The organism is Pseudomonas sp. E1BtOHC1 (assembly GCF_058744285.1).
Genome location: NZ_CP196023.1, coordinates 4,047,267 through 4,059,570 on the forward strand (window position 1 = coordinate 4,047,267; position 12,304 = coordinate 4,059,570).

Sequence of the window (12,304 nt, forward strand, 5' to 3'; positions counted from 1 at the left end):
GGGTCGATAGTTTACGCTTGATTTCTTACCTTAACTAGGAGCGGAGAAATGAGCGTGGAGTGCTTTGTCACAGGGGGAACCGGCTTCATCGGTCAACATTTGGTGGCGTACCTGAGTGCAAAAGGTCACACCGTTCGGGTGTTGATGCGTCGCCCAGAGCGACTAACTGCGTTGCGGGAGCAAGTTGAAAATTTGGGAGGGAGCGCAAGCCGGGTATTTGCCGTAGCTGGCGATCTTGAACGGGACAGCCTCGGGCTGAGTCCTGCTGACCGAGAAGTGCTAAGGCACGCCAGCGTCGTATTCCACCTAGGCGCCCACTTCGCCTGGGGGCTTTCCTTGGAGCAGTCTCGTGCGGTGAACGTAGAAGGGGCAAAGCGGGTGGCGCTGTTGGCGGCTGAGCAAAACAGCCGCTTGGTGATGATCGGCGGCTACATGCTGAAAAATCATCAACATCTGCAACGCATCGGAATTGATCCTCGTTATCCGGAGCGGACAGATTGGCCAGCCGTCTACCGGCGTGTCGGTGGTTACGAGGCGAGCAAGCTGGAGGCGCATTTTGCGACCCTGGAGCTCATGTCCGCCAAGGGCGGGGAGATTACCGTTGTCCACCCCTCGACAGTGTGTGGCCACAGCCGCACGGGGCATATCCTTGACGGCCAGCCGCTGGTGGAGCTGATACGCAACCTGGTGCAGGGAAAGCTGACTGCAGTACCCGGTACCGCCAAGCACTGGCTGCCACTGGTCACTGTGGATTACCTGGTTGAGCTGACGGCGGTGTGTGCTTTTGATCCTGCCATGGCGGGCCAGGAACTGCTGGCGCTGGATGAGCAAACGCCCAACTTGCGAGAACTCCTGGTACAGGTGGCACAGCCTTTGGGCTTAAAGCCTCCCAGGCATCACATTTCGCTTCGATTGCTGAAGTTGCTACTGAGCATTCCTCTCGTCGCGCGCTTTATGAATACCAAACCCGAAGCCTTGGACTTTATCCAGACCACTCGTTTTGACACGGCGGCGGTTGAGCAATTTGCCAACAGGCATGGATTAGCCAAGCCGGATATACGTCAGTCCGTGCAACACACGGCAAAGTTCGTCAACTCATATTACATAGCCAAGGGCTAGGTCCGCTGACTTCTCCTTTGGGGGCATCCCTTCCAAGAAGCTAGAGTTTGCCCCCACTCATGCTCCAAACATCTCTCAAACCAGCGGAATTTGACGGACGGTCAGGGAGTAAAATTATTCGGTAGGTTATTGTTTTTAAAATAATTTATTGAATTTTTTTGAGGGTCGATCAAAGACTGTCCGGATCGCCGAAGAACATCTGAATCCGCGAGCGCAACCAGCGTTCCCCCGGGTCGTTATCCTGTGAACCACGCCAGGCCATGTGCAGTTCAAAACTGCGCACCGGCAGCGGCGGGTCTTCGGCGCGTACGCCACCGGCGGCGGTCAGGGCCTCGGCGGTGTAGTCGGGCACGGTGGCGAGGATGTCGGTGCCGGCCAGCAGGGTGCTCAGGCCGTTGAACTGCGGTACGGCGAGCACTACGTGGCGTTTGCGTCCGAGCTTCTCCAGTTCTTCATCGATGAAACCGCTCAGGTCCCCGGCGAACGACACCAGGGCGTGGGGCCGGGCGCAGAAGTCGTCCAGGCTGAGGGCGCCGGGTACGGTGTCGGCACGCAGCAGTTTGGGTAGGCTGCGGCGCAGCACCTTGCGCTTGGCGTTGGCCGGCAGGTCGGCGGTGTAGCTGACGCCGATGGAAATCTCGCCGGAGGCCAGCAGCGACGGCATCAACAGGTAGTTGGCCCGACGCACCACCAGCACGATGCCTGGGGCTTCGGCCCGCAGGCGCTTGAGCAGCATCGGCAGCAGGGCGAACTCCACGTCGTCGGACAGGCCAATGCGGAACACTGTGGTGCTGGTAGCAGGGTCGAACTCGGCGGCGCGGCTGACGGCGGTGGAGATCGAGTCCAGGGCCGGTGAGAGCAGGGCGAAGATTTCCACTGCCCGGGCCGACGGCTCCATGCTACGGCCGGTGCGTACGAAGAGCGGGTCGTCGAACAAGTTGCGCAGCCGTGACAGGGCGGCACTGATGGCCGGTTGGCCGAGAAACAGCTTCTCAGCGGCGCGAGTCACACTGCGTTCGTGCATCAGTGTTTCGAACACGATCAACAGATTCAGGTCGACACGACGCAGGTCATTACGATTCATCTGGAGTCCTGGCAGAGTCAGCGAACTTGACGGGAGCGGCCATATCGGAACAATGGCCGGCGTGAATCTTACGGGTAAAGGCTGGTACTCTGCATCGGCTAAATGTTGTTTGTTTGTAGTCAGGCTGGGGCCTGGCACGCTGTCCGCCCTGATTTTCAAGGGCACGGAATCAATGACAGACATGTCGACTATTAATAGGCACTGATAGTCTTGCTTTCAAAGCCCGGATAAAGTTCGTGGCATTAGAGGTTAATTTGACGAGGTTTGCGATGTCCCGCACGATTCGTTTTCACAAGTTTGGACCGGCCGAGGTGCTCAAATGCGAAGAGCATGCGGCCTCGTTGCCTGCGCCAGGCGAAGTGCAGGTACGAGTCGAAGCCATCGGTATCAGTTGGTACGACGTGCTCTGGCGGCAGAACCTGGCGTCGTCCCATGCGCGTCTGCCATCCGGCCTCGGGCATGAAATGGCCGGCGTGGTCACGGCTGTAGGCGAGGGCGTCGACGACCTTGCGGTCGGTGACAAGGTCGCCAGCTTTCCCGCGCAAAGCCCCAATGACTATCCGGTGTATGGCGAGCAGATCGTCCTGCCACGCTCGGCGCTGACCCGTTATCCGGATGTGCTCAGCCCTATCGAAGCCGCGGTGCACTACACGCCGCTGTTGATCGCCTATTTCGCCTACGCCGACCTGGCACGGGTCAAGCCCGGGCAATTCGCCTTGGTCACCGATGCCAGCCACTGTGCCGGCCCGTCTTTTGTGCAGTTGGGCAAGGCCCTGGGTGTGCGGGTGATTGCCGCTACCAAGACCGCTGAAGAGCGTGAGTACCTGCTGTCCCTCGGTGCCGAGAAGGTGATTGTCACCGAAGAGCAGGACCTGCTGATGCAGATCAACAAGCTCACCGACAATCGCGGGGTCGATGTGGTGTTCGACGGCCTGGGCGGTCCACAGATGTCGATGCTCGGTGATGTCCTGGCACCTCGCGGCAGCCTGGTGCTGTACGGCCTGCAAGGCGGCAACCAGACTCCGTTCCCGGCCTGCGCGGCGTTCCAGAAGAACATCCAGTTCTTTGTTCACTGCATCGGCAACTTCACCGGCAAGCCGGAGTTGGGGATCATTCAGGATCAGGTGGCGTTGCAGCGTGCGCTGCGCGACATCAACCAGTTGACTGCGGATCGAGTGCTGATGCCCTTGAAGACCCGGGTCTTCCCCTTCAGCGAGTTTGTCGAGGCGCACCGTTACATGGACGAGTGTCCATGTCGCGAACGGGTTGCGCTGCAGGTCGAACCGGCCTGATTCCCCAACGCCAGGCTTAGCCTGGCGTTTTTGCATCTGGCCAGTAGGAACCGGCTTGTCGGCGAAGAGGTCGCCAAGCCATGCGCTGCTCATGCAGACGCCTTCGCTGGCAAGCCAGCTCCTACACCAGCCAACTCCTGCATGAGTCAGCTCGAAAAGGCGCTGTTGTGCCGGGATAGATTTCATCGCGCCGTGGTCAAACTGCCAGTAAACTGCGCTCCATTCCCGAACCATCCTTTTTCAGAGGTTTTGCATGACTCTCAGTCCTTTTGCGGGCAAGCCGGCACCCGTTGAGTTGCTGGTCGATATCCCGCGACTGGTTACGGCGTATTACACCGGTCAACCCGATGCATCGGTGTCCACCCAGCGAGTGGCTTTTGGTACCTCCGGGCACCGCGGCAGCTCGTTCGATCTGAGTTTCAATGAGTGGCATGTCCTGGCCATCAGCCAGGCAATCTGCCTGTACCGCGAAGCCCAGGGCATCACTGGCCCGCTGTTCGTTGGCATCGATACCCACGCCCTGTCGACCCCAGCCGGGGCCAGTGCCCTGGAAGTCCTGGCGGCCAACGGCGTGACCGTGATGATTGCTGCCGGTGACGAGTACACCCCGACCCCGGCGGTGTCCCATGCCATCCTCTGCTACAACCGCGGCCGCACCTCGGGCCTGGCGGACGGGATCGTCATCACCCCGTCCCACAACCCGCCACAAAGCGGCGGCTACAAGTACAACCCCACCAATGGCGGCCCGGCCGACACCCACATCACCAAGTGGATCGAAGCCAAGGCCAACGAACTGCTGGCGGCCAAGCTCGCCGGGGTCAAGCGCATCAGCTACGAGCAAGCGCTGAAGGCCGACACCACCCATCACCACGACTACCTCAACACCTATGTCGCCGACCTGATCAACGTCATCGACCTGGATGCGATCCGCAACGCCAAGCTGCGCCTGGGCGTAGACCCACTGGGTGGAGCAGGGGTGCGCTACTGGTCGGCGATCGCCGAGCACTACCGCCTCGACCTGGAAGTGGTGAACAAGCAGGTGGACGCCACCTTCCGTTTCATGTCGGTGGACTGGGACGGGCAGATTCGCATGGACCCATCCTCCAGCTACGCCATGCAAGGGCTGATCGGCCTGAAAGAGCGCTTTGACGTGGCCTTCGCCTGCGACCCCGATCACGATCGCCACGGCATCGTGACCCCAAGCGGCGGCCTGCTGGCACCGAACAACTACCTGGCGGTGTCCATCGACTATCTGTTCCAGAACCGTCCGCAATGGCGGGCCGATGCCGCCGTGGGCAAGACCGTGGTCAGCAGTGGCTTGATCGATCGGGTGGCGGCGCGCCTGGGCCGACGCCTGTACGAAGTGCCGGTTGGCTTCAAATGGTTTGCCGATGGCCTGTTTGACGGTTCCCTGGGCTTTGGCGGCGAAGAAAGTGCCGGTGCTTCCTTCCTGCGCAAGGACGGCGGCGTCTGGTGCACCGACAAGGACGGCCTGATCCCGTCGCTGCTGGCTGCTGAAATGACTGCCCGCACCGGCCGCGATCCGAGCCAGGCTTACCGCGCGCTGTGCGACGAGCTGGGCGAACCGTTCTCGGTACGGGTCGACGCCAAGGCCAATCCGCAGCAGAAGGCCTTGCTCAGCAAGCTTTCGCCGCAACAAGTGACCTCGACCCAATTGGCCGGCGAGCCGATCCAGCAGATCCTCAGCCAGGCCCCGGGTAACGACCAGGCCATCGGCGGCCTGAAAGTCATGACTGAGAACGGCTGGTTCGCCGCACGTCCGTCCGGCACCGAGGACATCTACAAGATCTACGCTGAAAGCTTCATCGGTGACGACCACCTCAAGCAACTGGTGCAGGAAGCCCAGACCCTGGTGGACGCCGCCATCAGCGGCAACTGATCCGCGTAGCCGGCGGGCCGGCGAAAAGGTCCTTGAGACGGATACAGGTCTTGCGGACGCTTTCGCTGGCAAGCCAGCTCCTACGGTCGTTGTTCATTGCGCGGTCTTTGTAGCCGGCACGCCGGCGAAAAAAAAGGGGCGACCATCACGGTCGCCCCTTTTTATTTGCCCCTGCGTTTCAAGCCAGATCCACCAACACGATTTCGCTGTCTTGCACGGCGCTCACCCGCAGTACTCGCTCATCCTGGACCGCAACACCGTCTCGAGCTTCGGCACGCAAGCCGTTGATCTCGATCACCCCGGTTGCCGGAACCAGATAGGCCCGGCGTCCCGGGTCCAGGTGGTACTCGGCGGTTTCCCCGGCCTTCAGGTTGGCGGCCACCAGCCGTGCATCGGCGCGAATACGCAAGCTTTCCTCATCGCCTTCCTTGCCGCTGGCCAGGGTCACGAACCCCTCGCGCAGCCCCTTGGGAAAAGGCTTGGCGCCCCAGGATGGCGCGGAGCCGGCCTGATTGGGAATGATCCAGATCTGGAAGATCTTGGTCGGCGTGGCTTCCAGGTTGTATTCACTGTGGGCGATCCCGGTCCCCGCACTCATTACCTGCACGTCACCGGCTTCGGTGCGCCCCTTGTTGCCCAGGTTGTCCTGGTGGCTGATGGCGCCTTCGCGAACGTAGGTGATGATTTCCATGTCCCGGTGCGGATGCTGGGGGAAGCCGGTGCCGGGGGCGATCACGTCATCGTTCCACACCCGCAGGTTGCCCCAGTGCATGCGTTTGGGGTCATGGTACTCGGCGAAGGAAAAGTGATGATGGGCATCCAGCCAGCCGTGGTGAGCGCCGCCCAGGGAGCTGAAAGGTCTGAGTTCAAGCATGATCGTCTCCTCATAAAGGGCTCGTAATGGCTCGTTGGACCCGGGCCAAAAAACGATAACCGTTGGTTGATGGCGTGCATCATCCATCAGCTATTGATCGATAAAAAGCGCAAAAAATGCCGTAATCCAATCGTAAAATTAGATAGTTATTTTGTCGAAAAGCTGGTGTTAAACCTTCGGTTCATCGCTTAAGTTAATGACCCGCAAGCAATTCGCTGGATACCGTGAAAAAATCCGGCGACCATTACCGCTCAGCCTCATCCCCTGGAGTCCGCGTGTCGCAACACAGCCCCGATCTGCCCCCCGATCTTTTGCCCCTAGCCCAGATGCCGCTGTTGAAGCGCCTGGCGGCGCGGTTCTTCGGCCATGGCCTGAACCGTCTGCGGGCCCAGCACCGTGCGTCCTGGCTGCATGGTCAGGCCGACGGCTTTCGCAGCGGGCACACGGCTGGAGTGGAGTACGGCTACCAGGAGGGGCGGCTCGAAGGGCTGGAGGAAGGTCGGCAGGTGCTGCTGATTCGCGACAGTCGCAACACTGAGCACCGGCCGCCGGGGGTGGATGATCGGCTGTTCGACGACTGGCGCCTGCCGCTGAGCGCCGAATTGAAAAAGCGCTTCAAGGCCGATGTCGCCCGGCTGCTGGCACCGCAGGCCCAGCCCAGCGCGGCCCAATGGAAGATGATTTTCAGCGACACGCCTGCCACAGCGGTGATTGCCGGAGCCGGGGCCGGCAAGTCGACTTCTTTGGTGTTGCGTCTGCTTTTGCTCAATCACTACCTGGGGTTCGAGTTGGATTCCATGACCGTAGTGACTTTTACCCGGGAGTCGCGCAAGGATTTCATCAATAAGCTGGTGCAGGTCTTTGCCCTGTGGAACCGGGCGCTCAGCCCTCGGGAAGCCCGGGATCTGGTGCGCACCTTCCACTCGCGGATCTTGCCCATGGTGCGCAGTCTGCCGGGGTTCGAGCGCCTTCAAGCCTTCGAGAACCTCAGTGAGCGGGTGCAGGGTGCCGAAGACGAGGTGGACAGCAACCCCTTCGACCTGCGTATCAACGACGCCCAGCGCAAGCACCTCAATGCCTGCTACCAGGCGTTGTACCGCAGCGATGAGCGCTTCCGCCTGGCACTCAAGCCCTTGCTGCGCCATGCCTTGCAGCTCAAGGAGCTGGAGCGCGATCACCCCGATGTACAGAAGCGCGTGGCGGTCACCGAGCTGGCGGCCAAGCGTGATGAGGAACTCTGCGACACGGTGGAAGACCTGTGGTTTCGTGCCGGGGCCTGGCCGATCAAGGGCATCGAGCCTCAGCGTCAGAGCTTTGAAATCAATGGATCGACCTTCCATTGCCATGGCTATGCCGCTGAGCTGGATGCCTGGGTGGTACTGGGCTTCGACCCTCGGGAGAATCCGCAGATCAGCCGGCCCGGAGCCAAGCTGACGGTGCGGGCGGAGTGGGCGGTAAAGCGCACCCTGTTTCAAGCTTTCTGTCGTAAGCCATTGATTTGGCTAGATAGTTACGAGTCGTCCAAGCGTGCTTTGGGCGCCTTTTCTGCCGAGGTGAGTGCCGGCCCGGGGTTCGACTACAAGGTCAAGGGCGAGCTGGCTTCGGCGCCGTTGCTGGATTGCTTTGTCGCGGCTGCCGGTTTTATCGAGAACCTGGGGCTGGATGTGGGCGACGCGGTCGGCAACATGAGCTTTGCCCAGGATGATCCGGACCGATTCTTCTTCGAGGCCTTGAGCCTGTTCTGGCGAGCCCTTGAAGACCACTTGCTTGACCAGTCACCGCCGATCATGAGCTACAACCGGATGTTCGCCCTGTTCAGCGAGCGCTCGCCGGAAAACTTCAAGCTGCTCAGCGACAGTTGCCTGAGGCCGATGTCGCACTTGATGATCGACGAGTTTCAAGACGTTTCGCCGCAGATCGTTTCCTGGATCAAGGCCAGTCTCCGGGAGATTCGCAGCCGCGGCGCGGCCCTGCACGTGGGGCGGGGAGCTCAGCATTCCTCCCTGCTCTGTGTGGGCGATGACTGGCAATCGATCTACGGCTGGCGTGGCAGTTCGCCGAAATACTTTATCGAGTTCAACAAGGAGTTCCCGTCCCCGGGCACCACTCGAGTCATGCTCAGCGAGAACTACCGCAGTCACCAGCACGTGATCGATGCGGCGGAGCATATTGTTCGCGCAGCCCCGGCGATTGCCGGGAAGAAGGCCAAGGCCAGTGGCGAAGAGAAGGACGCATGGCCGGTGCAGGTACTGGATCGTGACGATCAGGGCCTGGCCCTGCGCCTGGCAGAGCACTATCGACAGGGTGACTCAATCTTGATGTTGTTTCGAAAAACTAGCGATAAGTCATTGATAGAAGAGCATATTTCACAAATAGTTAATGTTGATTCTAGCTTGCCGCCGGCGGCTCGTCGGCTCAAGCAACTCACCTATCACAGTGCCAAGGGCCTGCAAGCGGACGCGGTGTTCCTGCTGGGGGATTGTCAGCACCTGAGCAGCTCGCCCTACAAGAATCAGGTGTATCGCATGGCCGGCCTGGGCAAGGATGGCGACGCCGAACCCTACGACAGCGCACAAAAGGACGAGATCCTGCGCCTGGCTTATGTAGGGATCACTCGGGCGGCCAAGCACTGCTACTGGTACGTCGATCGTCAGGAGGCGGCGGCCGGCAATGCGCCCAAGGCTTCGGATCGGGTGCCCCGTGACAAGCCTTATTTCCGCGACCTGCGGCAGTGAGAACGAAAAAAGCCCGCCGCTCAGGCGGGCTTCGGTTGATGGGGCCTGGCGTCAGGCCTTGAGTGTCAGGGACGGAGCAAAGGCTTCCAGTTCATCTTCCACCGCCTCGATTATTCGTTCGACATCCGCGGCGCTCATCACTGTGGCGCAGGGAATGCCGGCGATGGCGATCATGGTTTCGCCGCTGGCACGATCGAAGAGCCGGGCGATCATGCTGCCTGGCGCATCCATGCTGGCCTCGAAGCCCAGGGGATGAAAATGCCAGCGCATCAGCTGGCAGGCGTTGGGAAAGGTGACTTTACTGGCCCAGACTCTGTTCATCGGTGGCCCACCTTGATTCATTGAGCGCTTCCTTGTGCTCGCGGTAGGAACGATCGGGTCGTCAATGGCCCGATCAGTCAAGGGTTTAAAAATAGCACTGGCTTGTGACCGATCGCGGTTTTTTTGCCCACCGTCCGGCGGTTCAATCGCAGATTTTTGATGCAGGTCATGTATTGGCCCTGGCGGGGCTGCAGAACCTGGGGCCTTGGCTGAAGGACGGTCATTGATGCCTCTGCCGAAGTTCGGCAAGCTGCGTTTTTTTCGCTGTTCGAGACCCTTATGACTGTCCCTGACGACGGGCCTCTGCAAACCCAGGCCACCGGTGAAACCGTGATGCGCTATCACCTGTGCTGGAAGCACCGCGACCTCGATGGCGTGATGGCGCTTTACCATCCTGAAATCCAGTACAACGACTTTTTCCAGAATCGCACCCTAGGCCTCGCCGAACTGCGGGAATACGTGCGAGTGAGCATGCCCCGGGCCCCCGACGAGGCCCTGGAGCACAGCGATCGCATTCGTCTGGATGGCAATACGGCCTTTATCCAGTATCAGGTGACCCTGCGAGGTGGCCAGGGCCTGGTGTCGTTCCGCTCCAGCGAAGCGATTACCGTGCGCGACGGTCTGATCTGGCGGGTCAATGAATATGCGTCCCTGGTGCGTGAGTCGGCGACGGACACCTCCTCGGGCAGTCTGCGTCCGGCGGCCAGTCGCCTGGGGCTGTCGCCGCGCCAGTTGAGTTTCATGGCCGAGGACTTGCAACAGTACTTCCAGCGCCAGCAGCCTTATCTTGATCCGCAGCTGGACTTGCAGCGGGTAGCCCGTGAGTGCGGCTACAGCCGCAATCAGATTTCTTACCTGCTCAATCAGGTGCTGGGTCAGAGCTTCTACCGCTATGTGAACCAGGCGCGCCTGCAGCATGTGCTGACCGCCCTGGACAATGCCGCGCCACCGCTGCGGGTCGACGAACTGGCCTTTGCGGCCGGGTTCAATTCCCTGTCGGCGTTCTACAGCTGTTTTCGCCAGCATACCGGGCAGTCGCCCAAGGCTTATGCCAAGCAAATTTCTTTGCGTGCACGCGCGCAAGACAGCCCCTGAAGACAGGGACTAGGATCGCCGCATTCGAAGTTCGGGTTGCGGAGTGCTTGCATGCCAGCGTGGCGCAGTATCAGTTTGTGGATGGACCAGTTGGACGAGCCGCTATTGCCGCGGCCGTCCCTTGAACAAGACCTGGACCTGGACGTGGCGATCATCGGCGCCGGTTACACCGGGCTGTGGACCGCCTATTACCTCAAGCGCCAAGCGCCGCAGCTCAAGGTGGCGGTGATCGAGGCCCAGACCGCAGGGTTCGGTGCCTCAGGCCGCAATGGCGGCTGGCTGATGGGCAATCTGCTGGGGGAAGACCGCCTGCTGGCAGGGCTGTCGCCGGAACAGCGTCGAGCCTCTTTCGATCTGCTGCATGGCATTCCGGATGAAGTGGCCAGGGTCCTCGAACGTGAAGGCATCGACTGCGATTACCGCAAAGGCGGGGTGCTGTATTGCGCGGCCCGCTATCCCGAGCAGGAAACCAGCCTGCGCCAGTACCTGGACAAGCTCTACGCCCAGGGCCTGAACCAGGACGATTACCGCTGGCTGAACCCCGAGCAACTGGCCCGGCAGATCCGCGTGGCCAAACCCTATGGCGCTATCTATGCCCCCCATTGCGCCACTATCCAGCCGGCCAAGCTGGTACGCGGCCTGGCTCGTGCAGTGGAGCGCCTGGGGGTGAGCATTTACGAGAACAGCCCGGTAACCCACTGGCAGGCCGGTAGCCTGCAGACCCGCCACGCCGCGGTGCGCAGCCGTTGGATAGTGCCAGCGGTGGAGGGGTACTCGGTGACCTTGCCGCCCCTGGGCCGCTATCAGTTGCCGGTGCAAAGCCTGCTGGTGGCCACCGAGCCCTTGCCGGAATCGACCTGGGACGAAATCGGTCTGAACCAGGGCCAGGCCTTCAGCGAGAGCAGCCGTCAGGTTACTTACGGTCAGCGCTCCATGGATAACCGCCTGGTCTTTGGTGCCCGGGGCGGATATCAGTTTGCCAGCAAGCTGCGCCACGATTTCGACTTGAGTCGGGACGAGGTTGAGCTGCGTCGCTACCTGTTCGGCGAACTGTTCCCGCAACTGAAGAACGTGCGCATCACCCATTCCTGGGGCGGCAACCTGGGCATGTCCCGGCACTTCAAGCCGCACATGCTGTGTGACCGACGCAAGGGCATCGCCTTGTCCGGCGGCTACGGCGGCGAGGGTGTTGGCGCCAGCAATCTGGGTGGCCGGACCCTGGCCGACCTGATTCTCCAGCACGACAGCCTGCTGGTCCGCCAACCCTGGGTGCTGGCGGATAGCCGCCTTGACGCCCTGCGGACCTGGGAGCCCGAACCCTGCCGCTGGCTGGGCTACAACGCGATCATTCGCAGCTTTGTCCATGAGGACCAGACCCTGGCCAACCCGGCGTCGCCTCCGTGGCGCAGACGCATGGCCAGCCGGGTCGCCGAATTCATGGAAGGTTTCATGCACTGAGTGGGGTTTCTTGCACCGAACGATGTCCGTTCGGGTTTTCCAGCGAAAGGTAGAGCCATGAGCATCACGCAATTCAAGCACGCCGCAACGGTCACCCTGGACGAGTCGGCGCCGGTCGCCGTACCCCTGGGGACGCCCGTGGCCGTGACATCGGTGACCGCCGTCGAACGCAGCGACGGGGTCGAAACCGGGATCTGGGAATGCACCCCGGGACGCTGGCGGCGGCAGATCGTCGCCCAGGAGTTCTGTCATTTCATCCAGGGCCGCTGCACCTTCACTCCCGACCATGGCGAGCCCCTGCACATAGAAGCCGGCGATGCACTGATGTTGCCGGCCAACAGCACCGGAATCTGGGATATCCAGGAAACGGTGCGCAAGACCTACGTCTTGATTTTCTGATCCCTTGATTGCCTGCCAATAACAAAA

General features: G+C 61.1%; 10 protein-coding genes. 7 read left to right on the forward strand and 3 right to left on the reverse strand.

The features are described from left to right. The first annotated feature begins 48 nt into the window (after positions 1–48). Complete coding sequence (locus ACSSVC_RS18395) at positions 49–1,119, forward strand: SDR family oxidoreductase (protein ID WP_346632840.1); 1,071 nt, start codon at positions 49–51, stop codon at positions 1,117–1,119. 169 nt (positions 1,120–1,288) lie between these two features. Here the strand turns inward: ACSSVC_RS18395 and ACSSVC_RS18400 are convergent, their stop codons facing one another. Next, complete coding sequence (locus ACSSVC_RS18400) at positions 1,289–2,203, reverse strand: LysR family transcriptional regulator (RefSeq protein WP_060839124.1); 915 nt, start codon at positions 2,201–2,203, stop codon at positions 1,289–1,291. A gap of 269 nt (positions 2,204–2,472) precedes the next feature. On the opposite strand from ACSSVC_RS18400, the gene ACSSVC_RS18405 reads away from it, so the two are divergent. After that, the gene (locus ACSSVC_RS18405) at positions 2,473–3,495 is read left to right on the forward strand and encodes a zinc-dependent alcohol dehydrogenase family protein (RefSeq protein ID WP_346632841.1); all 1,023 of its coding nucleotides are present in this window, start codon (positions 2,473–2,475) and stop codon (positions 3,493–3,495) included. A gap of 253 nt (positions 3,496–3,748) precedes the next feature. Further along, entirely contained in the window at positions 3,749–5,395 is a 1,647-nt protein-coding gene (gene pgm / locus ACSSVC_RS18410) for a phosphoglucomutase (alpha-D-glucose-1,6-bisphosphate-dependent) (protein WP_346632842.1), read from the forward strand. Between the two features lie 178 nt (positions 5,396–5,573). On the opposite strand, the gene ACSSVC_RS18415 is transcribed toward pgm, so the two are convergent. After that, positions 5,574–6,269 (reverse strand): pirin family protein, encoded by a 696-nt coding sequence (locus tag ACSSVC_RS18415; protein WP_346632843.1) that lies wholly within the window; start codon positions 6,267–6,269, stop codon positions 5,574–5,576. A 275-nt stretch (positions 6,270–6,544) separates the two neighbouring features. On the opposite strand from ACSSVC_RS18415, the gene ACSSVC_RS18420 reads away from it, so the two are divergent. Further along, positions 6,545–9,004 carry a UvrD-helicase domain-containing protein gene (locus tag ACSSVC_RS18420; RefSeq protein ID WP_492611136.1) on the forward strand — a complete coding sequence of 820 codons (2,460 nt, stop codon included), beginning with the start codon at positions 6,545–6,547 and terminating at the stop codon, positions 9,002–9,004. A gap of 51 nt (positions 9,005–9,055) precedes the next feature. Here the strand turns inward: ACSSVC_RS18420 and ACSSVC_RS18425 are convergent, their stop codons facing one another. Continuing rightward, complete coding sequence (locus tag ACSSVC_RS18425) at positions 9,056–9,325, reverse strand: DUF1652 domain-containing protein (RefSeq protein WP_102865161.1); 270 nt, start codon at positions 9,323–9,325, stop codon at positions 9,056–9,058. Positions 9,326–9,604: 279 nt separating this feature from the next. Here ACSSVC_RS18425 and ACSSVC_RS18430 point away from each other — a divergent pair, with 279 nt between their 5' ends. Genes ACSSVC_RS18430 through ACSSVC_RS18440 form a run of 3 tightly spaced genes read left to right on the forward strand, consistent with a single transcriptional unit; the run spans position 9,605 to position 12,277 of the window. Beyond that, entirely contained in the window at positions 9,605–10,420 is an 816-nt protein-coding gene (locus ACSSVC_RS18430) for a helix-turn-helix domain-containing protein (RefSeq protein WP_346632845.1), read from the forward strand. Between the two features lie 51 nt (positions 10,421–10,471). Next, positions 10,472–11,878: an NAD(P)/FAD-dependent oxidoreductase gene (locus ACSSVC_RS18435; protein ID WP_404939779.1), complete on the forward strand. Its 1,407-nt coding sequence runs from the start codon at positions 10,472–10,474 to the stop codon at positions 11,876–11,878. A gap of 57 nt (positions 11,879–11,935) precedes the next feature. Next, positions 11,936–12,277, forward strand: a complete 342-nt coding sequence (locus tag ACSSVC_RS18440; RefSeq protein WP_404939781.1) for a cupin domain-containing protein — start codon at positions 11,936–11,938, stop codon at positions 12,275–12,277. The last annotated feature ends 27 nt before the right edge of the window (positions 12,278–12,304 follow it).